Source organism: Mycobacteroides sp. H003 (assembly GCF_001440135.1).
GTDB classification, from domain to species: Bacteria; Actinomycetota; Actinomycetes; order Mycobacteriales; family Mycobacteriaceae; genus Mycobacterium; species Mycobacterium gwanakae.
The window spans coordinates 893,018-916,369 of record NZ_LJYL01000009.1 but is presented as its reverse complement, the minus strand read 5'-3'; the positions used below and the strand labels follow the sequence as shown (position 1 = coordinate 916,369).

The following is a 23,352-nucleotide window of genomic DNA, read 5'->3' as shown; positions in this document are numbered from 1 at the left end:
ACTTCTCCTCTTCGCGCACGTTGGGGGTACCTCCCGCGGGTGGGGGCCACATCGTCAGATCTCGCCTTCTTCAATGGGATCCACATCGTGGCGGCCACCGGCATCGGTCCACGCCACCCACGGCGCGGCGTGGAAGTACTGCAGCGCCACCGCCTCACCCAGTTCCCGGCAGGTCTGTTGCAGGCCGGCCAGTCGTGTCGGCAGATCCTCCAGCAGCACTCCGGGACGCATGAACTCCAACTCACTGCGGGCCCGTCCCAGCAACCGCTGCGCCTCGGCACGCGCACCGACTCGGCTGTGCGGCTGGTGATCCAGCTCCTCCAGGCTCAGCTCGGCCTGGCGCAGCGAGTGGAACACCGAGCGCGGGAACAGCCGGTCCAGCAGCATGAACTCGACGACCCGGCTCGCGTCCAGGACCCCGCGATAGGTGCGCAGGTAGGTGTCGTGCGCGCCCGCGCTACGCAACAGCGTGACCCAGGCGGGTGAGGACGCACGGTCACCAACACGGGACAGCAGCAGCCGCACCGTCATATCCACCCGCTCGATGGACCGGCCCAGCACCAGGAATCGGTACCCGTCGTCACGGCTGAGTGTGGAGTCGGCGAGCCCCGCGAATTGCGCGGCGCGCCCCTCCACGTAGGTGAAGAACTCGTGGGGTCCGAGTCTGCGGGCGGCGCGCTCGCGATCGGCCAGCGCGTTGTAGGTGGTGTTGAGGCACTCCCACATCTCGGTGGACGTCACTTCCCGTGCGCCGCGCGCATTTTCACGCGCCTCGGAGATGGAGTCGACGATCGACCCACCCTGCACTCCCCTGCTGAACGCGACCAGCTCGGTGAGTGACCACACATCGAGCACGGTGTCCGGCGCGTCGATGCCCAGCACGCGCAGCAGCACGCGGGAGGCATGATCGGGATCCACGCTGGCATCCTCGAGCAGCTGGTGCACCGTGACATCGAGGATGCGCGCGGTGTCATCGGCACGCTCGACGTATCGGCCAATCCAGTAGAGCGACTCCGCGTTTCGCGCCAGCATTAGGACATCACCTGCTGTTGTTGTTGCTGCTGTTGCACCTGCAGACCCGCGGTGGCCGCCTCGGGCCCCTGTTCCACCTCCGCCGCCTTCGGCAGCTCCGGGACCACCTCGGCCCCCGAGAGCTCACGCTCGGCGACAGAAGCCCGCGAGGCCAGCACCCAGGTGTCCTTGGAGCCGCCACCCTGACTGGAGTTGACCACCAGCGAGCCTTCCGGCAATGCCACCCGGGTGAGACCACCGGGTAGCACCCAGACGTCGTCACCGTCATTGACCGCGAATGGGCGCAGGTCCACGTGGCGCGGTACCAGCTGGTCGCCGACCTTTGTGGGCACCGTGGACAACTGGACCACGGGCTGGGCCACCCAGCCACGCGGGTCAGCCCTGATCTTCTTGGCGATCGCGGCGCGTTCCTTCTCGGTGGCGTCGGGGCCGAAGACGATGCCGTACCCGCCGGACCCCTCCACCGGCTTGATGACGAGCGCGTCGATGCGGTCAAGCACTTCCTCGCGCTCGTCGTCGAGCCAACATCGGTAGGTATCCACGTTCGCGACTATGGGTTTCTCGCCGAGGTAGTACTCGATGATGGTCGGCACGTAGGTGTAGACGAGCTTGTCGTCGCCCACTCCATTGCCGACGGCGCTGGAGATGACGACGTTCCCAGCGCGTGCGGCGTTGAGCAGACCCGCGACACCGAGCACCGAATCGGGACGGAACTGCATGGGGTCCAGGAAGGTGTCGTCGATGCGGCGGTAGATGACGTCGACCTGACGCTCACCCTCGGTGGTGCGCATGTAGACCTGGTTGTCGCGGCAGAACAGGTCGCGTCCCTCGACAAGCTCCACACCCATCTGGCGGGCCAGCAGGGAGTGCTCGAAATAGGCCGAGTTCGCGACACCCGGTGTGAGAACCACCACGGTCGGGTCCGCCTCATTGGTGGCCGCCGACTTGCGCAGGGCACGCAGCAGATGCGAGGAGTAGTCGTCCACCGCGCGCACCCGGTGGGTGGCGAACAGGTCCGGGAAGACCCGCGCCATGGTGCGACGGTTCTCCATCACGTACGACACCCCGGACGGGGACCGCAGATTGTCTTCGAGTACCCGGAAGGTGCCTTGCGCGTCGCGCACCAGGTCGATACCCGCGACGTGGATACGCACCCCGTTGGGCGGATTGATTCCGGCGGCCTCGCGGTGGAAGTGCTCGCAGGACGTGACCAGGGCGCGCGGGATCACCCCGTCTCGCAGGATCTCCTGATCGCCGTAGATGTCGGCCAGGTACATCTCCAGTGCGCGGACCCGCTGAGCGATGCCCCGCTCCAGCCGTGACCATTCGGCCGCGGCGATGACGCGCGGCACCAGGTCCAGCGGAAACGGGCGTTCCTGCCCCGACAGCGAGAAGGTGATCCCCTGGTCGATGAATGCTCTGCCCAGCGCGTCGGCACGCGCGGCAAGGTCGGCGGCATCGGTGGGCGCCAGCTCGGCGTAGATCCCCTTATACGGCCCGCGCACGTTGCCATCGGCGTCGAACATCTCGTCGAAGGCCTTGGCGTAAGCCCCCTTCTCGGACACCAGTTCGCGGTAACCGCCGAATATCTGGTCATCTCGCCGGGTTAGCCGTGGCGTTGCCGCCGTGCGTGTGGGTCGCCCCGAGTTCGGCATCACTGTTCGCAGGCTCACCTTGCCTATGCTGCACCAACTCGCCGGATTCGGCAGTGCGTGCGCGCGTATCGCCGATACTTGCTGGATACCTGGACGCAATCTGGCGTTGTGCGGCCACCCGCCGGTTTCAGGTTTCGGCCAGACTCCTGGTAGTCTCTTCCCTTGCGGCGCTGCTCAGCTGCCCCGGGTCCAATGATCTGGAGGCCGCCGCCCTACCAGACGATTTACCGAAGGACTTAGACGCGTGGCCAATATCAAGTCGCAGGAAAAGCGCATCCGCACCAACGAGCGTGCCCGGTTGCGCAACCAGGCGACCAAGTCATCCCTGCGCACGGCCGTCCGCGGTTTCCGCGACGCGCTCGCCGAGGGTGACAAGGAGAAGGCGGGCGAGCTGCTCGTCTCGACCAGCCGCAAGCTGGACAAGGCCGTCACCAAGGGTGTCATCCACAAGAACCAGGCCGCCAACAAGAAGTCGGCGCTCGCCCTGGCTCTGAACAAGCTCTGATCTAATTTTCCGATCAACGCCGAGCGCGCGAGCGCGCTCGGCGTTTTTCGTGTCGTGAGGCAGCCCCGCGGGCTCAGGTGTTCACCAGCTCGGCCACCCTGCGCACCGCCGATTCCAGGGCGTAGTCGGCATCGGCCGCCACCCCCTTCACGTCGGCGTTGAGCGCGGCCACCACCCGGATGGCCTCGGCCACCGCGTCACGCGACCACCGGCGCGCTTGCTTCTGCGCCTTCTCGATACGCCAGGGCGGCATACCGAGTTCGGACGCGGCCGCGTAGGCGTTCTGTTTGATCGGCCCCACCCGGGCGATGGTGTGCACCGCCTCGGCGAGCGCATCGGCCAACAGCACATGCGGAACACCCCGCTGCATCGCCCAGCGCAGCGCCTCCGTCGAGCCGGCGACATCACCCACGACCGCCTTGTCGGCGATATCGAATCCGGAGACCTCCGCACGTCCGGAGTGGTAGCGGCGCACCGCGGCCTCATCGACGTTGCCGTCGGTGTCCGATACCAACTGAGAGCACGCGGCGGCTAGTTCACGAATATCGGAGCCGACGGCATCGATCACGATCGCGACCACATCGGCGTCCACCTTCTGCCCCAGGCGGCGGAATTCCTTGTGCACGAAGTCGGCTCGCTCGGCGGCCTTGGTGATCCGCGCGCAGTCGTGAACCGCGGCACCGAGCTTCTGCAACGTGGCGGCGAGCGCCTTCGCACGTCCACCCCCCGAATGTTGAACGAGCAGAAAGGTTCCCGGTGGAAGATCGGCAGCCGCCTGCTCGATGAGGGTGACGGAGTCCTTGCCCGCCTCGGCAGCGGCCTCCACGACGATGACTCTTTCATCGGAGAACAGCGAGGGGCTCAGCAACTCGGCCAGCTCCGCCACGTCGACCTGCCCCGCACGCAGCCGATTGACGGGGATGTCCGCACCCGCCTTACCGCGCACCGCGTGCAGCACCGAGGTCACCGCACGCTCGATCAGTAGTTCTTCGTCCCCCAGGATCAGGTGCAGCGCATCGGTCACCTGACGATCGTCCCATGCCGCGGGGACAGTGAGTGATTAGCACGTACTCCTGTTTGAGCCGAGAAATTCTGGAAACATTACCGACCAGTAGCACTGTTGCTCCCCCACTCAGCGGACAGGATGGCCGGCCAATGACAACGGAGTCTCTGCACATCATCGCTGCTGCCGACGAAGGCGGTGGCGCCGCGCTCGACCAGGTGATCGGCATGTCGGTGGCCGCCACGATCGTCTCGGGCGGCCTGCTGTGGATCGGGTACCTGCACCGCCAGCGACGCATCACCTGGCTCCAGAACCTGGCAGACAAGATCGGCAACAAGTTCAATCGACCACCCTGGGTGGCCCTGCAGATCTGCCTGTTCGTCTCGACCATCGTCGCCGCGCTGTTCGGTTTCATCTGGGACGTCAGCCTGCACATCGGCAAGGGCCGCGACGCGGGCCCGCTGGCCAACCCCGCGCATTACTTCATCCTGTTCGGGTTGTTCCTGCTGTTCATCGCGGGCACGCTGGCGATAGTTCTGCCCTATGACAGGCCCGGTTCGGCGGCGGTGCGCATCACCCGCACCTGGTACGCGCCGGTGGGCGGACTGCTGATGGCGATGTGCGGCCTGTATGCGTTGATCGGGTTCCCGCTGGATGACATCTGGCACCGCATCTTCGGCCAGGACGTCACGCTGTGGGGTCCCACGCACCTGATGCTGATCGGTGGTGCCGGACTGTCGCTGGTCTCCGTGCTGATCCTGGAATACGAAGGCCGTCGTGCCATCGGCTTCAATGCAGATGACGACACCAATTTCGTGAAGTTCTTGCGTTACTTGTCCTTCGGGGGCTTGTTCATCGGGCTGTCGGTGTTCCAGATCGAGTACGACTTCGGTGTCGAACAGTTCCGGCTGGTCCAGCAGCCCATGATGATCGCCGCGGCCGCCGCCTTCGCCGCGGTATGCGCGCGGACCGTGATGGGACGCGGCGCGGCCATCATCGGCGCCCTGCTCGCCATCGTCCTGCGTGCGGCGGTCTCACTACTCGCCGGACCCATCCTCGGCGGACCGACGAGTTGGTTCGCGCTGTATCTCGGGCCGGCCCTGGTCGTCGAACTCATCGCACTAACCCCGCTCATCAAGCGCCCCATCCTGTTCGGCGCCATTGCGGGCCTCGGGGTGGGCACCGCCGGCCTGTGGCTGGAATCGCTCTGGATCGTGGCTGTCTATCGTTACCCGTGGCCACTGAGCATGTGGCCGGAAGCGCTGGCGATGTCGGTGCCTGCCGCCATCGCCATGGGCGTCTGCGGCGCGCTGCTGGGCATGGTGCTCACCGGCCAGAAGCTGCCGAAACGATCGGTGAGCATCACGGCGGTCGCCCTGACGGTGCTGGTGCTGGGTGCCGCGGTGGCCAACGGCCTGCGCACCGAGGTGCCCGAACATGCCACCGCGACAATCACATTGAACGAACTGTCCAACGACGGCGGTAAGCGGATGGTGTCGGCGGACGTGGTGATCAACCCGCGCGACCTCATCAGTGACGATCCCGAATGGGTGACCATTCTGTCCTGGCAGGGCGGACTGGCCAATGATCATGGTCTGGCCATCGACAGGCTTCAGAAGATCAGTGAGGGCCATTACCGTTCGACACAGCCCATTCCGGTGTATGGGTCGTGGAAGACGCTGCTGCGCGTGCAGGACGGCACCACCATGACCGGGGTGCCGATCTTCCTTCCCGCCGATCCCGGCATCGGCGCACCGGAGACACCGGCGTTGACGTCAAGCACCCGTCCGTTCACCCAGGAGCTGACGATCCTGCAACGTGAACGCAACCAAAACCATCCCTCGTGGCTGTTCAACGTGGCATCACTGGTGGTGCTGTTCTGCACGCTGGTGCTCATCGCCGCCTTGAGCTGGGGCGCCGGGCGTATCAATGGCACCGAAACTCGCAGCGCCAGTGACGCATTGCCGACTCCGGATCCCAAGGAGCCGGTGTCTCACGGCCCATGACCGTCGAATACCTGGCCGACCACTCACTGCTGTTGGCGTTGCCCGCGTTCGCACCCGCGGTTGTGGTGGCGGGTGTCGTCATCTGGGTGGCGATGCGAGACCGGCGCCAGGCCGACGAGGACGATCCGCTCGGCGAGGAAGAACACCCCGATTAGGAGGAATCAAGGATGACGATGAGAGCCCTGACCACGATCACCATCGCAGTGCTGGCGTGTGCCGGGTGCACCACTTCGACGAAGGCTCCGGCCACCGACTCCAGTGCGCCGCCCGCACCGCTGACCGTCAGCGTCACCATCAAGGACGGAGTCGTCACGCCAACCAATGCCACGCTGCAGACGCGCGTCGCCGAACCCATCGTGATCCGCGTAGACAGCGATACCGCCGACGAGTTGCACGTTCACTCGACTCCCGACCACAGCTTCGAGATCGAGCCGAAGAGCGGCCAGACGTTCCAGTTCAGCGTCAGTGTGCCCGGAAAGGTCGATGTCGAACTTCACAAACTCAAGAAGACGATCGCGACGATCTCCGTCCAGCCGTGACGGCCGATCGGTCGACGGCGGTACTCGCCCACGGACTGGGCGGTTCGTCCGATCTTCCGATCCCCTACTCCTACGCACTGATTGGCGCGGCGTGGGCGTTGACGTTCACCTTCGCCGTGGTCGCACTGGCCTGGAAAAAGCCCCGGTTCGACGCGAGTCGGCCCGGGCGACCGCTGCCCGACTGGGTCACCGCCGCCGCCGATAGCCCGGTCACCCGCCGGGCCGGCACCGCGCTGGTGCTCCTGGCAACCGCGTGGATCGGCGTGGCCGCGACACTCGGCCCACAGGACGCCACGAATCCGCTGCCCGGCGTCTTCTACGTTCTGCTGTGGGTCGGCGTGGTCGCGCTGTCGCTGCTGTGCGGGCCCGCCTGGCGGGTGCTGTCACCGGCGCGCGCCGTGTACCGAGTACTACCGTTCTCGCGCCGGCCGCCACCCGCCGATTACCCACAGCGATGGGGATATTGGCCCGCGGCTGCGGGTCTGTACATGTTTGTCTGGCTCGAGCTGGCCAGTACCGACCCCGGATCGCTTGGTGCGGTGAAGATCTGGCTCCTGGTGTACGTGGCGATAACCCTCGCCGGCGCGCTGGCCTGCGGTACCCGCTGGTGTGCGCGGGCCGATCCGTTCGAGGTCTACAGCATGGTGGCCTCGCGGTTGTCACCGTTGCGGCGCAACGCCGATGGCCGCATCGCTGTCGGCAATCCGTTCGATCATCTGCCGTCACTGCCGATTCGGCCGGGCATCGTGGCGGTGCTCGCGGTGCTGCTGGGTTCGACCGCGTTCGACAGTTTCTCCGCCATGCCCGGCTGGCGCGCGTTTGTCGACGAACTCGCCGGTGACTCGACAGTTGCAGCCGTGACGATCCGAACCGTCGGGCTGGCCGTCTTCGTGGCCATCGTTGCCACCACCTTCTGGCTCGCCGCGCGCGCGACCGGCGGCGTCGATGCGTCCACTCGCCGCGCTCTGCCGGGCCTGCTGGCACATTCATTGATCCCGATCGTCATCGGATACGTGTTCGCTCACTATCTGACTTATCTCGTGGAGCGGGGTCAGCAGACGCTGCTGCGGCTCGCCGACCCTCTCGGGCGCAGATGGCTCTCCGATGTCGACGTCTCCTACGTCTTGTCGATGCACCCCGCGGTGCTTTCCACTCTCAAGGTGGGATTCGTACTGGCCGGGCACATCGCGGGTGTGGTCGCCGCCCATGACCGGGCGCTGCGTGTCCTGCCCAAGAAACATCAGGTAACGGGCCAGCTCGCGATGATGCTGGTGATGGTGGGCTACACCTTCACCGGGCTGTACCTGCTGTTCGGTGGCTAACGGCCGGCTCATGCAAATCTAAGGCTTTTCTAAGAAATTAAGAGGTTAGTAAGAGTAGGGTGCATCGGGACGAAAGGATCGGCGATGACACCTGACAAGCGGGAACACAGAGATCACGCGGTAGTCCTCGGGGCCGGGATGGCCGGACTACTGGCAGCCAGGGTGCTGTCGGAGTCGTACGAAATGGTCACCGTGGTCGAGCGCGACGACCTTAAGACCGCCGCCGCACGCAGCGGGGTGCCCCAGGGGCGGCACATTCACATGTTCATGAGCTCCGGCACGCAAGGACTGGAGCGGTTGTTTCCCGGAATCCGCGACGAGCTCCAGACCAACGGCGCCACGGTGTGCGACGAGGGTGACCTGTCACGCATCACGATGCTGATCGGATCTCGCGAGATCTTCCCTCGATCAGGGAAGTTCCGCGACCCAGAAACACTGCGGCTCTACCTCGCGACCCGACCGTTTCTGGAAATGCATGTACGGCAACGTGTTCAACGCCTGGACAACGTGAAATTCCTGGACGGCCACGACGTCATCGAGCCGATGACCGAGGGGCATCGTGTGACCGGCGTTCGGGTGGCGCGGCGATCCACCGGCCTGGTGACGACGTTGATCTCGGACCTGGTAATCGATGCCACCGGGCGCACGCCGCGGACCCAAACCTTCCTCGATCGGCTCGGCTACCCCCGGCCGGCCACGGTCCGCGTGGAATCACCGGTGACGTACGCGAGCCAACTGCTGCATGTCTCCGACGACACCGACATGGACAAGCTCACCTTCTTCAACCCGGCGCCCGGACGCCCGTACGGCGGAGCCATTGCGCGCTGCGAGAACGGCACCGTGATGCTGACCCTGGGCAAGTTCAATCTGGACGAACCGCCCAGCACTTTCGATGAAATGATCTCTTTTGCAGCACAATTCGTGCCAGAAAGACTCCTGGACACCATCCGCTCGGCGGTACCGATAGGTGATGTGCACGTCTTTAGGTACCGCGAGGCGCTCTGGCGACGCTACGACCAGATGGAGCAGTTCCCCGAGGGCCTGCTGGTGATAGGTGACGCGATTTGCAGTCTGGACCCCATCAAGGGCCAGGGCATGACCATGGCGCTGCTGGAAGCGGTCGCGCTTCGGGACTGCCTCTTCGAGGGCGACGCCCAGCTGGCCCGCCGGTACTTCCGCACCGTCGGTCGGCACATCAACACGGTGTGGCAGCACAACAAGCTATCGGCACCGCTGTTCACCGCGATGCCTGCCGACATCCCCCTCACCCAGCGCGTGCTGTGGAAGCTGACGGCGTGGTGGTCGGACAGGGTCATGATCGCAGCGCGCAACGACATTCAGATCACCGAAACGATTCTGCGTGTCAACAACATGCACGATTCACCGTTGTTGATGCGGCGGCCCGCGTTCCTAGTACGGGTACTGCGTCACTGCTGGCGTCGTCAGGACACACACGTAACGACGGCACCCGAGCGTCAACTCGTCCTTGCCGGGACGTAGCCCGCGGTGCCCACCGACGAGCGGCCGCCGGCACTACGGCCGGGTGGTGAGGCGGTCGCCGCGTACCGCCTTGTCTACCAACGTATTGACGCACTTCTTCGAGAGCGCGCCCAGATCGCCGAACTGCCTGTGCCCGCATGCCCGGCCTGGACCGTGCGCCAGACGCTCGCTCACCTCGCTGGACTCGCGCAAGACATCGTGTCGTTCAATCTGGAAGGTATAGGTACCGAGGCGTGGACCCGCGCGCAGGTTGATCGCCTGGCAGGTAAGACTATCGATGAGTTGCTCGATCTCTGGAGCGAGGCGATCGACACGGTGATCGAGCGGGTGGGCCAGGATGGACTCGAAGCGCCAGCCGCCCAACTCGTCTTCGATTCCCTCACCCATGAGCACGACATCCGCGGCGCACTCGGTCAACCTGGCAACCGCACCGAGGATCCGGTCTTCGCCGTCACCCTGGAATTCCTGATGATGAGATTCGACGGAATGGCTCGACAGAACGGGGGACTGACTCTCATGCTGAACACCCCGACGACCGGTTCCGTACAACTCGGCGAACCCGCCACGGCCACAGATAGACTCACCCTCTCGATTCCGGACTTCGAGGCGCTCCGCGCCTTTGGCGGGCGACGTAGCGTGCGACAACTGTCGGCCCTCCCCTGGCATGGAGATCCGGGGGATCTTCTGGCCACCCTCGGTAACGAGTCCATCCGGCCGCCGCGCAACGATCTGATCGAATGACGACTACTCAACCCGACAATCTTGCCGAGATAACCAACGCGAATACGCACAGCGCTGCGGACCAGGCCAACGCTCGAAACCACCTTCGGCGCCACAGCCATACCGAAATACCAAGCAGCACAGCAATCATAATGAAGCCAACCGCTCCCGAGGGCACCGGAATCGCCGTCGATCCACCCGCGGCCGCGTAATCGGCGACGCGCAGCAGCCACCATAGTTCCGGGCCACAAAACCGCAGCAGCACACCTGCGGTCGGCGGTGAGATGACGGCAAGCCCCGCAGCTGCGGTGCCGAGGATGGTGATGGGCGCGATCACGCACCCGGCGACCAGATTCGCCGCGATGGACGCCACGCTGACACTTCCCGATATCGCGGCGATCAGCGGTGCGGTAACCACCTGTGCGGCCACCGCGATGCACAACGCGTCGGCCAAGGGCTTGGGCCAGCCCCGCGCGGTCAGACGTAGCGACCAGCGCGGCGCCAACACCACCAATGCGGCCGTGGCGACCACCGACAGGGCAAAACCGATATCGACGGCAAGACCGGGTGACATGGTCAGCAGAATCAAAGTCGTTGCCGCCAAGGCGGGTATCGCTTGTCGGCGCCGCGCGGTCAACACGCCGAGCAGCCCGATGGCGCCCATTACCGCGGCACGCAACACACTCGGTGAGGGCCTGACGAGGATGACGAAGCCAACCAGGACGAGCCCCGCCAACACCACCGAGGCACGCAGCCCGATCAGCCGTCCCAGCAGCAACATGGCCCCGCACACGATTGACACGTTGGCCCCGGATACCGCCATCAGATGGGTGAGTCCCGATGTCCGGAACATCGCCACGGTGCCCGCGTCGAGCGCACCGGTGTCCCCGAGCACGAGAGCCGGCAGCAATGCGGCTTGGTCGGCGGGCAGTACAGTTCGCGCCACCTCGACAAATCGATCGCGAACATCATTGGCCGCCCCATGAATTGGTGAGCGATCGATAACCCTGGGCTCTCCAGTGGCGTTGAGCATCGCGACAGTCAGGTCACGGCGGGTGGGGCGCGTGACCACCGCACGCAGCTGTACGGTGTCACCGACGGCCATCGCACCCAGTAGCGACACCGACCCGAAGACGATCACGGGCCCGGCGCTCGGCAGTGCGGGATCCCCCAGTGCGACAAGGTCGGCGCGCAGCATCGCCCGGCCCCCGGCGATCGACCTCGGGTCATCGGAGACCCGCAACTGCACCGCCACAACATCTCCCACGCGCGAGCGCAAAGGATGGCTCTGCACTCCGTCGCGCCGTATGGCCGCGGCCACCGAGAATCCAACACCGGCAATCAGGACAACGAGCGCCGCACCGGCGAAGGCCTTGTTCAGGCGGTGGCGGGACACGTACACCGCGAGTGCCCCGACTCCCAGTACGGCAGCACTGAAATACCCTATTGGCCACATGATTCCCGCGGCGGTCGCCGCCCAAGCGGCGAGCGCGGGAGGTACCAGCCGCAGATCCAGGACAGTGTCTTCGGGGTGAACCTCGTTCACCGGATTGGTTTGAGTCACAGCACGACGAGGGCGCGCAGCTTGTCCAGACGCGAGGGGCCTATCCCGTCTACTTCCGAGAGCTGGTCGATGCTGGTGAACTTGCCATGCTCGGATCGCCACCGCACAATCGACGCCGCCATGACCGGCCCCACGCCGGGCAACTCATCCAGCTCGGATTCCGTTGCCGTGTTGAGGTTTACCCGCCCCGGCGGTGCCGCCCCGCCGGCTGCGCTACCGGCAGATGGCGATTGCCCGGCGGCGATGATGGAACTCGCCATCCCCGCGGGCTGACCGGCTGCCGGGGCCAGGCCGACCACTATCTGGTCGCCATCGGCAACCGGCCGAGCCATGTTCAGCGTCACGATATCGGCGCCGTTGGCCGCCCCGCCGGCCGCCGTCACCGCGTCGGCGACCCGTGCGCCGCTGGTCAACGTGACCAGGCCCGGTCTTGTCACCAAACCGGCCACACTGATGACCAACGAACTAGGTGCCGACACAGAACTCGATGAAACCGGTTGCACCGGAGGCAGATGTGCGCTCACCGGAGGCGGCGGCTGACGCATCACGGTGAAGACGGTGACCAGCACTGCCAGCACGCCGATCGCGCCCAGGGCGACGACCCCGGCACGACCAGGGTCGGTACGGACGGACTCCAGCCAACTCCGCGCACCGTCTGTCGTCAGTGAATCCGGAAGCCAACGCAACGCGGAATCCGGTTCCGCACCTGTCGCCGCCCCCACGTCGTCGTCATCCTCATCGGGCTCGCGCCCGGGCGGTGCGAGGCGTCGGTGCAGCAGCTCGGAATCCATATCTCGACGCTAGAAAGCGCCCATGCATCCGGCCAGGGATGACGCGCGATCTGTGGATGAATACGGAACTGTGGAAACCGGACAGCGTCAATCCACAGGTTCGGCGCACACCCCGACGGCACCAGGGCCCACATGCACCGCCAGCACCGGCCCCATCTCCGAGATCACCGGATCATGAGCGGTGAGCAATCGCGAGCACACCAGCTCGTTGACCTTCTCCGCGGTTTCGGTGTTGTCGACATGGTGGATCGTCACCGAGACACGGCGCTCCCCCACGAACTCGACGATGTTGTCGACCATCGCCCCGATCGCCTTGGTGGCGGTGCGAACACGCTGCGCCAGCACCAGCTTGCCGTCATCGTCGATCTGCAGCACCGGCTTGAGCGCCAGCGCGGTGCCCAACCACGACGAGGTGGCGCTGATACGCCCGCTACGCCGCAGATGATCCAGCTTGTGCACCACCATGACGCATCGACTGCGCCCGACCGCATCCCGTGCCGCCTGGTATGCCGCACTCAGATCGGCACCGGCCGCCGCGGCCCGCGCCGCGGCCAGCGCGACGAAACCACTGCCCATCGCGGCCGACCGCGAATCAACGACATGCACGCGATCGCCGTACTCACGGGCGGCCTGTTCGGCAGCCTCGAATGTGCTGGACAGTCTGCCGGACAGATGGACCGCGACGACGCCGTCACCGCCGCTGTCGATCAAGGCCTGCCGATACACCTCGCTGAGCTCGGCGGGCGAGGCGCCAGCGGTGGTGGCACGTCCCTTCTCGTACACCGAGGCGGGGATGGGATCCACACCGTCGCGCAGATCCTGCTCACCGGTCAACACGTGCAACGGCACTAGCCGAATACCCAGCATGCCGGCATCTTGCGGCTGCAGTCGCGCCCCTGAATCCGTCACCACCACGACCGGCATGGGTCACCGAACCCCACGCTCGGGCAGCACACTCCGCAATGCGTTGATCATCAATTCGGCAACGCGCTCATGTGCGACAAAGTTCCAGTGGATCCCGTCCGGGTTTCCCCGGCCTGAGAAGATCTCCTCGCCGACGGCCTCCTTGAGGTCCACCACGGGCAGCTCGTGTTCGGCCGCCCAGGTCTGGATCGCGGTCGCGGTGGCTTCCCTGCCGGAGTGCACACGACCGTACGACTCGGCGATGTGCACCGATGGCAGCGAGGCGATCATGGGCAGCCCGGGGCGATTGAAATCGAGTGCACCACGGGTCTTTTCGAGATACTCCACGGTGAGCTTGGGTGGCAGCGCCACCCGCGCGATCGGCGAAAGCCGAGGCTGCAACCAGCCATAACCGTCACGGACCCAGCTCCGCAGCCGCGGTGGACGGATCAGTCTGATCGACTCGCGCAGCGCCGTCGGGAGCGGGGACGGCAGCGAATCCATGCCGCTGGTTGCAAAGATGACGGCCCCGGCATGCGGGACCGCCGCCCACGCGCGTGGGTCCTGGATGGCCGCCCACCACACATCCCGGCAGGTCCAGCCGATACGCGCGATCAGTTCGACATCCCAATCGAGATACCGCCCAACGATATTGGGCCAAATTCTGGGGTCATCCGCGGGTAGGCCCCCGGTGGGCCCGTAATAGGACAACGAGTCCGCGAAGATCAGTAGCTTCTTACGCCCTGCACCTTCGTCAGAGGACGTCATTGGTCACCTGCGCCGAGGCGTTCCACACATCCAGGCGCCACCGGATGTCCTCGAATCCGGCGCCGTCGGCCGAATGTCCGCCCAGCTGAACCCAGCTCGCATTGCCCATCCCGCCGAGCACCGGCCAATTGCTGACGTCCAGCCGCAGCAGTGCGGCGGTCAGCGCAGCGATCAGACCACCGTGAGCGACAAGAACCACCGGGTGATCGCGCTCGTCTGTTCCCCATTCCGTCACCGACTCAACAAGTTCGGCGACCAGGGGCACGCTGCGATTGGCCACATCGATGCGGCTCTCGCCGCCGTGCGGAGCCAGCGTCGCGTCATCGCGCCACTCGGCCCGGGCACCGGGGGCAATGGCGTCGACCTCGTGATGGGTCAGGCCCTGCCAATCGCCGAGATGTGTTTCGCGCAGCCGCTCATCGACGGATACCCCCACATGGCAGCGGTCCGCGAGGGCCGTCGCGGTGTCGTACGCCCGCTGCAGATCCGAGGACACAATCACCAGCGGGAGCCTCTTGGCCAGCACCTCGGCCGCAGCCACTGCCTGCGCCCGGCCCAGATCCGACAGCCCGGTATCCAGCTGCCCCTGCATTCGGCTATCGGCGTTGAAGGTCGTTTGCCCGTGCCGCAGTAACACCAACCGGCGGATCATGCGCCGTCCTCCGCATCGGCGTCGCCATCGACGGAAAGATCCGCCGGCAACGCGTCCAGGTCCACCGCAATGGTCGGGCAGTCACGCCAAAGCCGTTCCAGTGCATAGTAATTACGTTCGTCTTCATGCTGGACATGCACCACCACGTCCACATAGTCCAGAAGTGTCCAGCGCCCCTCGCGGCCACCTTCGCGGCGCACCGGCTTCTGTCCGGCCCGACGCAGCACCTCCTCGACCTGGTCGACGATCGCGTTCACCTGACGCTCGTTGGAGGCGGATGCGATGACGAAACAGTCGGTGATGACCAACTGTTCGGAGACGTCTATGACGACGACGTCGGTGGCGAGCTTGGAGGCGGCGGCCTGTGCGGCCAGCGTCGCCAGCTCAACGGCGTCTGTTGCGGCGGTCATGCGTGGACTCCTCGATCTTCCTTGTTTCCGCCGTAAAGGCGATGTTTGGCGACGTACTGCACCACGCCGTCGGGCACCAGGTACCAGATCGGGCGAGCCTGCCCAGCCCGGATTCTGCAGTCGGTCGACGAAATGGCGAGCGCGGGCACCTCGACGAGCGAGAGCCCGTCGGGCGGCAGCTCGGCATGGGCGATGTGATCGGAGCTCAGTTCGTACCCTGGCCGACTGACCCCGATGAACTTGGCCAAGGTGAACAGCTGCTCCCAGTTCTCCCACGACAGGATCGATGCCAACGCATCCGCACCGGTGATGAAGTACAGGTCCGCATCGGGATGCGCGTCACGCAGATCGATGAGCGTATCGACGGTGTAGGTCGCGCCGCCCCGGTCGATATCGGCCCGGCTGACGGTGAACCGCGGATTCGACGCCGTGGCGATGACGGTCATCAGATACCGGTGCTCGGCGGCGCTGACCTTGCGCCCCTGCTTCTGCCACGGCTGACCCGTCGGCACGAAGATGACCTCGTCGAGCTCGAATCGGTCGGCGACCTCGCTGGCGGCAACCAAGTGGCCATTGTGGATGGGATCGAATGTCCCGCCCATCACCCCGAGTCGGCGCCGCTGCACTGAGCCGCTTGCGCCAGGAACGTCGGGGTCAGATTGCACGAATTGCCAGCTTACTGGACCAACGACCGGAGCTAGACCGGCAGCAGGTTGTCGATCACCGTGGCCAGCTGCTTGGCCGATCGGCATTCGTGCATGGCGATGGCGTCCTGGTACCGCGTGGCGGCCGAATCACCGGTTCCCCAGTGGTTCTTGGGCTCGGGGTTGAGCCAATGGGCGTGCCGGCTGGAAGAAACCATCGTCGAGAGCACCTCGACGGCCGGATTGCGGTAGTTGGTGCGTGCGTCCCCCAGGATGAGCAACGCACTGCGCGGGGAAAGGACCGTCGGGAACTTCTCGACAAACGTCTTGAACGCGTGCCCATAGTCGCTATGCCCGTCGCCGGTGAACACCTGGGCCTCCCGGGTGATCCGCACAATGGCCTCGGCCAGGTCGGTATCGGGCGTGAACAGGTGGGTCACCTCGTCGGTGGTGTCGATGAACGCGAAGACGCGCACCCGCGAGAACTGCTGACGCAATGCGTGCACAAGAAGCAGCGTGAAATGCGAAAACCCTGCCACCGACCCGGACACATCGCACAGCACTACCAGCTCGGGCCGCGCCGGGCGTGGCTTCTTCTGCACGACATCGATGGGCACACCGCCGGTGGACATGGACTTACGCAGCGTGCGACGCAGATCGATCTGACCGGTGTGCGCACGCCGGCGCCGTGCCGCCAACCGGCTGGCCAGCATCCGTGCCAACGGGTGCACCACTCGGCGCATGTTGCGCAGCTGCTCCCCCGAAGCACGCAGGAACTCCACGTTCTCGGCCAGTTGCGGCACCCCGTATGCGGTCACGCGCTCGCGCCCCAGCTGTTCGGCGGTGCGACGCTTGGTCTCCGCCTCGACGAGCTGACGCACCTTCGAGATACGTTGTTTGGCAATCGCTTTCGCGACGGCTTCATCCGAGGGTGATGCATCGTCGCCACTGCCGAGCAGGCCCAGCAGCAGCTTGGCCTCGATCTGGTCCAGGGACAGCGACTTCATGGCCTGGTACGCCGAGTACGACGTTCCCCGGGTGGAGTTGTACTTGCCGTAGGCCTCCACGATCTGCGCGATCAACGAATTCAGTGGCAGGTCGCCGGCATCGGAGGCCAACAGGTCCACGAGCTGATCACGCACCTGATCGATGTCCTGAATATCAACGCTGTCGTCGTCGACCTCGACGAAACGGGCACCGAGCGCGGGCGGGAACCACAGGTCGAACAACACATCGAATGTGGGCCGGTGATCGGCGCGGCGCAGCACCGCACATGCCAGCCCTTCGCGCAGTTCCGTGCGGCTCTGCAGCCCCAGCACCGTCATGACTCGGCCCGCGTCCACCGTCTCCGACGGACCCACCGAGATGCCTTGTTCGCGTAACGCTTCCACGAAACCCACCAGATGACCCGGCAGACCGTGCGGCGCCAGGGGCAGCACCACCTTCGCGGGCTTACGCGCGGGCATTAGTGCCGTCTCTTCTTCGCTCGAGCGCTCATCAGTTCAGCCTCAGCTCTCCCGCGGCCCGCTGCTGGTCGGAGTGATGTTTGAGAATCACGCCGAGCGTCGACGCGATGACGGCGTCGTCGAGGGTGTCCAGGCCGAGCGCCAAGATGGTGCGCCCCCAGTCGATGGTCTCGGCCACCGAGGGGACCTTCTTGAGCTGCATGTTGCGCAGCACACCGATGATGCGCACCAGCTCCTCGGCCAGCGCGGCCGGCAGCTCGGGCACCCTCTTGAGCAGGATGCGCCGCTCCAGTTCGGCATCGGGAAAGTCGATATGCAGGAACAAGCAGCGCCGCTTGAGGGCCTCGGAAAGCTCGCGGGTGGCGTTGGAGGTCAGCAGCACGAAGGGCTGCCTGCTGGCCTTGATGGTGCCCAGTTCGGGAACCGTGACGGCGAAGTCGCTGAGCACCTCCAAGAGCAGGCCCTCGATTTCGATATCGGCCTTGTCGGTCTCGTCGATGAGCAGAACCGTCGGATCCTCGCGGCGGATCGCCGTCAACAGCGGCCGTGAAAGCAGGAACTCCTCGGCGAAGACATCGGTCTTGGTCTCATCCCAGTCACCGGATCCGGCCTGGATACGCAGAATCTGCTTGGCGTGGTTCCACTCGTACAGGGCACGTGCCTCGTCGACACCCTCGTAGCACTGCAGACGTACCAGACCCGAGCCGGTGGTTTGTGCCACCGCCCTGGCCAATTCGGTCTTGCCGACACCCGCGGGGCCCTCCACCAGGAGGGGCTTGCCGAGCCGGTCGGCAAGGAATACCGCTGTCGCCGTGGCAGTGTCGGCAAGGTATCCGGTCTCGGCCAGCCGGGCGGTCACGTCGTCGATGCTGCTGAACATCGGCGCGGTCTGCGTTCGGTCCACTCGTACTCCAGGTGTTAGGCGGGGCGGATCTGACCGTCTCCGAGGACGATCCACTTGGTGGTGGTCAGTTCGGGCAGCCCCATGGGGCCACGGGCATGCAACTTCTGGGTGGAGATGCCGATCTCGGCACCGAACCCGAACTGCTCGCCATCGGTGAACGCGGTGGAGGCGTTGACCATCACGGCCGCGCTATCGACACGGTCGGTGAACTCCTGGGCCGCACCAAGATTCGCGGTGACGATGGCATCTGTGTGGCCGCTGGAATGCCGCTCGATGTGACGGATCGCAGCGTCAAGGTCATCGACGACGGCGGCCGCGATATCCAGGGACAGGTATTCGGTGTCGAAGTCCTCCGCCGTCACCGGAACGACACCCGGTACCGCGAGATCGGCGTGAACCGTGACCCCGGCGGCCTGCAGTGCGCCGACCAGTCGCGGCACCGCGACCTCGGCGATGGTCCGGTCGATCAGAAGCGTCTCCGCGGCGTTGCACACGCTGGGCCGACGGGTCTTGGAGTTCAACAGGATGCGCTCGGCCAGGTCGAGATCGGCATCGGCATGCACGTACACGTGGCAGTTGCCGACCCCGGTTTCGATGGTGGGCACCTGCGCGTCACGGACCACGGCATCGATGAGACCCGCTCCGCCGCGCGGAATCACCACGTCGACAAGGCCGCGGGCCTGGATGAGGTGGGTCACCGTCGCCCGGTCCCGGCTGTCGAGCAGCTGCACGGTATCGGCGGGCAGCCCACTGGCGATCAGCGATTCACGCAGCACCCGCACGAGTTCGGTATTGGAGGTTGCGGCCGAGGAGCTGCCACGCAGCAGCACCGCGTTGCCCGACTTGAGCGTCAAGCCGAATGCGTCGACCGTGACGTTCGGGCGCCCTTCGTAGACCATGCCGACCACCCCGAGCGGCACTCTGACCTGACGCAGCCGCAATCCATTGGGCCGGGTGGAGCCCCGCAGCACCTCGCCGACGGGGTCCGGCAGGCCCGCGACCTGACGCAGTCCCTCGGCAATACCGACGATCCGGTGATCGTCCAGCGCGAGCCGATCAAGCATGGCCTCACCGATACCGGCATCGCGTGCGCGCCGCAGGTCATCGGCATTGGCCGCGATGATCGAGGCGGTGGCGCCCACGATCGCGTCGGCCGCCGCCAGCAGTGCGGAATTCTTCGTATCGGCGGTCAGCCTGGCCAGGTCGCGGGCCGCGACCCGTGCCCGCCGGGCGGCATCATGAACGTCCGCGCGCAGATCCGTGGCGACGCCGGAGACGTCCGCCGTGGGTGCGGCCAACTCGTTGGTTGAAACGCTCATCGTGTCAGGGTATCCGGGTGCCCGAAATGTAGCTGCGCCAGGACTAGCCTAGTCGGGTGACTGAGTTAGCCACGGTATGTGTCCTCGGCAGCGTCAACATGGATTTGACGTTGCGGGTGGAGGAGCTGCCCGCCCCGGGCGCGACGGTGCTGGCGACGTCGGCCTTGCCCGCTCCGGGCGGTAAGGGCGCCAATCAAGCCGTTGCCGCGGCGCGCGCGGGCGCCTCGGTGCAGTTCATCGGCGCCGTGGGCTCTGACGGTGCCGCACCGATGCTGCGATCTCACCTGGCAGACAACAACATTGGCCTCGACGGGCTCGTCGAAGTCGACGGGCCCAGCGGAATGGCCGCCATCACCGTGGAGGACTCCGGCGAGAACAGCATCGTGGTGGCCCCCGGCGCCAACAGCGCGTTCACCTTGGACGAGAAGCTGCACAAGGACATCATCTGTTCGCACGATGTGTTGCTGTGCCAGCTGGAGATCCCGGTGCAGGTCGCGCTGACCGCGGCGCGGTGGGCCGCCGAGGCCGGAAAGCAATTCGTACTCAACGCCTCGCCAGCCCCCGTGCGCTCACCGGACCTGGCCGAGCTGGCCTTTCGCGCGAGCGTGGTCGTCGTCAACGAGACCGAGGCCAAATCCTGGCTGTACCCGTCGCGGCACCTGGTGACCACGCTGGGCGACGAGGGATCGCGCTACCGCAGCCCTCAGGGTGAGATCACGGTTCCGTCGTATCCGGTGCGCCCCCTGGACACCACCGGCGCCGGCGATGTGTTCGCCGGTGTGCTGGCGGCCTGGTGGCCGCACGGAGCCGAGACGGCACTGCGCCGGGCCAATGTCGCCGGTGCACTTGCGACCCTGCGGTCGGGCGCCGGGAACTGCGCGCCGTCGGCCGCCAGGATCGAGCTGTCGCTCAAAGGAGCCTGAGTCAGCGGACCGTCAGCACGGGGTTGCAGTAGCGCCAGGCGTCACGCTCGTAGGTCAGGTACCAGTCGGAGGTGGCGGTCTTGGGCGCGTCGTTGCCCCACACCGACGACGTGGTCACCGTCGCCGTCGCGTTCTTGGCCTCGATGACGTTGATCTTGTCGATGTTGGTGACTGTCAGGTGCGCGTTCTCGCGCACTACCTGCACCGACGCCTGCCGGAAGGCGGCGGCGTCCTTGCGCTTGGCGGCGTCGAGCAATTGGTCGAGAGTCCCTTGCGAGAGCTTGGGGAACTTGGCGTACAGGTCCGACGGCTTGACGAAGTCGTCCCAGGTGGGGATTCGCGACTCGTTGTTCGCCATTTCGCGATCGCGATACTTATCGCAGGTCAGGTCACCGATCTTGTTGGTGTCGACATCGTTGTAGGCCTTTTCCCAGGCCCGCACATGTTCTGTCACCGCGTCGCGGTTGGGTGCCGCATCGGCAATGGGAACGACGAAAGTTGCCAGTGCGGCAGCCGCTGCGGTGACGACGAGCGTGCGCTTCACGGTTCCCTCCCCTGGTTGGCAGTACTTCATGACGTTATCGCCGCAGGACACCGGGTCCGTTACGTGTGGGCTAGGCACCGCCGGTCGGCGGCGCGCAGTCCAGCCACTTTCCGTCTTCCTTGACGTACTTGACGGTCTGCTTCTCCTCGGAAGGTGTCTTGTTCCCGGAGGTGGTGGTGATCGTGATGTCCGCGGTGGCCTGGTCGCCCTTGACTTCGATGTTCTGGACATCGGTGACCTTGACGGTGATGAGCGATTTCAGCAGATTGCGCATCGCCGCTTGATAGGCCTGCTCATCCTGGGCGACGAGGCTGTCGACCACGGCGTTGATGACATCTTGCGGCACCGTCGGGAACTTCTGGGCCAGCAACCCCCGCAACGCATCCCCCGCACCGGGCACCGTGGCGATCTCAGGCGGTGCGATTTCGCTCATGGGCGGGATGGGCGGTCCGCTCTGGGCGGTCGCATCCCGATACTTGGCGCACTTGGTCTCGGCCAGCTTCGCGAAGTCAAAGCTGGCGGTGTAGGTGTTCTGCTGCGCAATCAGCGCCTTGATCTGATTCTCGTCGCGCGCGGTCGCGAGCGCCTCAGCGTTGGGCTGACCGTCTCCGTCCACCGTTTGCGTACACCCCACACCACCGAACAACAGTGCCACCAACAGCACCGCTCCGGTCCATCTCCGGCAAACCATGACAACCCTCGCTCGTATCGCCCACTCGTATCCGAGCTAATTTCTATCAGTACAGATCAGCTCGTGCACCCTCACCGAGCAAACTTACCAGTGAATACGGTGCGCGGATCGTGCTCATGGACGCCCCGACCGAGCGGGAGCTTCTTAGCCCTCGGCGCCGGTTAGAGCCTCCAGCAGAGGCTCATCGTTACCGATCGCAGTCTCAGTCTGCGTCGCTTCGGGTGTGCAGTCCTTCCAGAAGCCGTCCTCGTGCACGAACTTTCTCGGCTCGTTCCCGCGTCCAACGGTGTTACGGAACGCGATGGTCGCCTTGGCGGTATCGCCGGTCACCGTCACCTTGCTGACCTTGAAGGTCAGGTGCGCGAAAGTCTCCACCCAGAAGCGGTGCCAGGCCGCCGACAACGCCTGCTGATCCTGGTTGTCCACCGCGGTCACAAAGTCCTCGACGGCGGTATCCGAGGCGAGCGGGAACACCTCGTGAACCTTCGCGCGCAGCTTCTTGAGGTTGGCCCCCTCCAACCGGCCGACCTCCGGCGGGGTGAAGGACTGCTCCCAATCCGATTCGATCTTGTCCCGGACATCGGCGCAGAAGAACGACGCGTACTGGATCGCATCTACCGCCTGCAATGCCGAAAGCCGTCCGGCGGTGACATCCCGGATCTCGGTCTCATCGGCCGGCGCGGCACTTGCGACCGCGGTCTGTGCGACCAGCCCGATGGCTACGAAAAACGCGGCCAACCATGTGAAGACGCTCCTTGACACGATCATTGTCCTCCGATCTGGAATTTTCTGGTCCCTATCCCGCGGCACGCACATCGTCGATCGCACCGAGAAGCCCTTGGGGCGCTTCGCCCTTCAATGACGGCACCGCCGAGTCGGATTCGGCAGGAGGCGCCGTGCAGTCCTTCCAGTCGCCGTCCTCGCGAAGGAACTGCCATTGGACCGTGCCCGAGGCCCTGCCCAATCTGGCTTGAACCGTCACGTCCGCCTGGTCGCCGGTGATCTCCACCTGTCGCACCCGATAGGAGTAGTGGGAGAACTCTTCCCGAAGAATCCCCAGCCACGTCCGGAGATACGCGTCGCGGTCGCCGTCTGCGACGGCGTCGACGAAAGCATTGATCGCGGCATCCGACACCGACGGGAAGTTCTTGCGCAGCACCGACGTCAGACGCTTCGAGTTGGCGCCCTCAAGGTCCTCAAAGGGCGGCGGCGTGATGTTGCGTTGCATCCACGCTTCGTATGCGTCGCGGTGCTCGGCGCAGAAACTCTCCGCGTAGGCGGCAGGATCGAGCGCCCGCAGCGCGGTCAGCTCGGCGGCGACAACCTGCCGGATCTGGCTTTCGTCCGTCGATGTCGCGGCGGCCACTGCCGGCGGGCTCAGCACTCCAAGCACGAGTGCCACCGCACTCACGAATCCGGTGAATCGCCTAGCCATCGATAGCCTCCCCAAGCTGTGAACCAGCTGACAAGTTCTATCAGGCGCGGTTGCAA

At 65.5% G+C, this 23,352-nt stretch carries 25 protein-coding genes; 8 read left to right on the top strand and 17 right to left on the bottom strand.

Features of this window, described 5'->3' with window-relative positions; all coding sequences use genetic code 11:
- Window positions 1-54: 54 nt before the first annotated feature.
- Window positions 55-1,032: an alpha-E domain-containing protein gene (locus AOT87_RS04825; RefSeq protein WP_030095155.1), complete on the bottom strand. Its 978-nt coding sequence runs from the start codon at window positions 1,030-1,032 to the stop codon at window positions 55-57.
- Window positions 1,032-2,687: a circularly permuted type 2 ATP-grasp protein gene (locus tag AOT87_RS04820; protein WP_057969648.1), complete on the bottom strand. Its 1,656-nt coding sequence runs from the start codon at window positions 2,685-2,687 to the stop codon at window positions 1,032-1,034. Before AOT87_RS04820 ends, AOT87_RS04825 begins: the two co-directional genes overlap by 1 nt.
- A 244-nt stretch (window positions 2,688-2,931) precedes the next feature.
- Between AOT87_RS04820 and rpsT the strand changes: the two genes are divergently transcribed.
- Window positions 2,932-3,192 carry a 30S ribosomal protein S20 gene (gene rpsT / locus AOT87_RS04815; RefSeq protein WP_030095153.1) on the top strand — a complete coding sequence of 87 codons (261 nt, stop codon included), beginning with the start codon at window positions 2,932-2,934 and terminating at the stop codon, window positions 3,190-3,192.
- Between the two features lie 73 nt (window positions 3,193-3,265).
- Here rpsT and holA read toward each other — a convergent pair whose 3' ends face one another.
- Window positions 3,266-4,216, bottom strand: coding sequence for a DNA polymerase III subunit delta (holA, locus tag AOT87_RS04810; protein ID WP_057968535.1), 951 nt, complete (start codon window positions 4,214-4,216; stop codon window positions 3,266-3,268).
- A 131-nt stretch (window positions 4,217-4,347) separates the two neighbouring features.
- On the opposite strand from holA, the gene AOT87_RS04805 reads away from it, so the two are divergent.
- The 6 genes from AOT87_RS04805 (at window position 4,348) to AOT87_RS04785 (ending at window position 10,303) form a co-directional block, all read left to right on the top strand.
- A complete protein-coding gene (locus AOT87_RS04805) occupies window positions 4,348-6,201 on the top strand; it encodes a hypothetical protein (protein WP_057968534.1) in 1,854 nt (617 codons plus the stop codon).
- A complete protein-coding gene (locus AOT87_RS28295; protein WP_044104331.1) occupies window positions 6,198-6,356 on the top strand; it encodes a hypothetical protein in 159 nt (52 codons plus the stop codon). Before AOT87_RS04805 ends, AOT87_RS28295 begins: the two co-directional genes overlap by 4 nt.
- Before the next feature lie 12 nt (window positions 6,357-6,368).
- On the top strand, window positions 6,369-6,740 hold the full coding sequence (locus AOT87_RS04800; protein ID WP_109398850.1) for a hypothetical protein: 372 nt from the start codon (window positions 6,369-6,371) through the stop codon (window positions 6,738-6,740).
- Window positions 6,737-8,062, top strand: coding sequence for a hypothetical protein (locus AOT87_RS04795; protein ID WP_057968533.1), 1,326 nt, complete (start codon window positions 6,737-6,739; stop codon window positions 8,060-8,062). The genes AOT87_RS04800 and AOT87_RS04795 overlap by 4 nt, the downstream gene beginning before the upstream one ends.
- Before the next feature lie 84 nt (window positions 8,063-8,146).
- Window positions 8,147-9,562: an FAD-dependent monooxygenase gene (locus tag AOT87_RS04790; RefSeq protein WP_057968532.1), complete on the top strand. Its 1,416-nt coding sequence runs from the start codon at window positions 8,147-8,149 to the stop codon at window positions 9,560-9,562.
- A gap of 6 nt (window positions 9,563-9,568) precedes the next feature.
- Window positions 9,569-10,303, top strand: a complete 735-nt coding sequence (locus tag AOT87_RS04785; protein WP_057968531.1) for a maleylpyruvate isomerase N-terminal domain-containing protein — start codon at window positions 9,569-9,571, stop codon at window positions 10,301-10,303.
- Window positions 10,304-10,310: 7 nt separating this feature from the next.
- Here the strand turns inward: AOT87_RS04785 and AOT87_RS04780 are convergent, their stop codons facing one another.
- The 10 genes from AOT87_RS04780 to AOT87_RS04735 all read right to left on the bottom strand — a co-directional run bounded on the left by AOT87_RS04780 (window position 10,311) and on the right by AOT87_RS04735 (window position 19,703).
- Window positions 10,311-11,828 carry a ComEC/Rec2 family competence protein gene (locus AOT87_RS04780; RefSeq protein ID WP_057968559.1) on the bottom strand — a complete coding sequence of 506 codons (1,518 nt, stop codon included), beginning with the start codon at window positions 11,826-11,828 and terminating at the stop codon, window positions 10,311-10,313.
- A gap of 14 nt (window positions 11,829-11,842) precedes the next feature.
- Entirely contained in the window at window positions 11,843-12,637 is a 795-nt protein-coding gene (locus AOT87_RS04775; RefSeq protein ID WP_057968530.1) for a ComEA family DNA-binding protein, read from the bottom strand.
- Between the two features lie 87 nt (window positions 12,638-12,724).
- Window positions 12,725-13,561: a DegV family protein gene (locus tag AOT87_RS04770; RefSeq protein WP_030095144.1), complete on the bottom strand. Its 837-nt coding sequence runs from the start codon at window positions 13,559-13,561 to the stop codon at window positions 12,725-12,727.
- 3 nt (window positions 13,562-13,564) lie between these two features.
- Window positions 13,565-14,308: a diglucosylglycerate octanoyltransferase gene (octT, locus tag AOT87_RS04765; RefSeq protein ID WP_057968529.1), complete on the bottom strand. Its 744-nt coding sequence runs from the start codon at window positions 14,306-14,308 to the stop codon at window positions 13,565-13,567.
- Window positions 14,295-14,960: a glucosyl-3-phosphoglycerate phosphatase gene (gpgP, locus tag AOT87_RS04760; RefSeq protein ID WP_057964966.1), complete on the bottom strand. Its 666-nt coding sequence runs from the start codon at window positions 14,958-14,960 to the stop codon at window positions 14,295-14,297. Before gpgP ends, octT begins: the two co-directional genes overlap by 14 nt.
- A complete protein-coding gene (gene rsfS / locus AOT87_RS04755; protein WP_030095141.1) occupies window positions 14,957-15,370 on the bottom strand; it encodes a ribosome silencing factor in 414 nt (137 codons plus the stop codon). The genes gpgP and rsfS overlap by 4 nt, the downstream gene beginning before the upstream one ends.
- Window positions 15,367-15,996, bottom strand: a complete 630-nt coding sequence (gene nadD, locus AOT87_RS04750) for a nicotinate-nucleotide adenylyltransferase (protein WP_256364560.1) — start codon at window positions 15,994-15,996, stop codon at window positions 15,367-15,369. The genes rsfS and nadD overlap by 4 nt, the downstream gene beginning before the upstream one ends.
- A 71-nt stretch (window positions 15,997-16,067) precedes the next feature.
- Window positions 16,068-17,480, bottom strand: coding sequence for a VWA domain-containing protein (locus tag AOT87_RS04745; protein ID WP_057964967.1), 1,413 nt, complete (start codon window positions 17,478-17,480; stop codon window positions 16,068-16,070).
- Window positions 17,481-17,511: 31 nt separating this feature from the next.
- A complete protein-coding gene (locus tag AOT87_RS04740) occupies window positions 17,512-18,360 on the bottom strand; it encodes a MoxR family ATPase (RefSeq protein WP_044104601.1) in 849 nt (282 codons plus the stop codon).
- Between the two features lie 38 nt (window positions 18,361-18,398).
- Window positions 18,399-19,703, bottom strand: coding sequence for a glutamate-5-semialdehyde dehydrogenase (locus AOT87_RS04735; RefSeq protein WP_057968528.1), 1,305 nt, complete (start codon window positions 19,701-19,703; stop codon window positions 18,399-18,401).
- A gap of 56 nt (window positions 19,704-19,759) precedes the next feature.
- On the opposite strand from AOT87_RS04735, the gene AOT87_RS04730 reads away from it, so the two are divergent.
- Window positions 19,760-20,626 (top strand): ribokinase, encoded by an 867-nt coding sequence (locus tag AOT87_RS04730; RefSeq protein ID WP_075874199.1) that lies wholly within the window; start codon window positions 19,760-19,762, stop codon window positions 20,624-20,626.
- Window position 20,627: 1 nt separating this feature from the next.
- On the opposite strand, the gene AOT87_RS04725 is transcribed toward AOT87_RS04730, so the two are convergent.
- From AOT87_RS04725 to AOT87_RS04710, 4 genes are all read right to left on the bottom strand, one after another.
- Complete coding sequence (locus tag AOT87_RS04725; RefSeq protein ID WP_057968527.1) at window positions 20,628-21,170, bottom strand: hypothetical protein; 543 nt, start codon at window positions 21,168-21,170, stop codon at window positions 20,628-20,630.
- A gap of 70 nt (window positions 21,171-21,240) precedes the next feature.
- Window positions 21,241-21,834 (bottom strand): hypothetical protein, encoded by a 594-nt coding sequence (locus AOT87_RS04720; RefSeq protein ID WP_030095134.1) that lies wholly within the window; start codon window positions 21,832-21,834, stop codon window positions 21,241-21,243.
- 171 nt (window positions 21,835-22,005) lie between these two features.
- A complete protein-coding gene (locus AOT87_RS04715; protein WP_125911111.1) occupies window positions 22,006-22,623 on the bottom strand; it encodes a hypothetical protein in 618 nt (205 codons plus the stop codon).
- Between the two features lie 34 nt (window positions 22,624-22,657).
- Entirely contained in the window at window positions 22,658-23,296 is a 639-nt protein-coding gene (locus tag AOT87_RS04710) for a hypothetical protein (RefSeq protein WP_070940427.1), read from the bottom strand.
- Window positions 23,297-23,352: the final 56 nt, after the last annotated feature.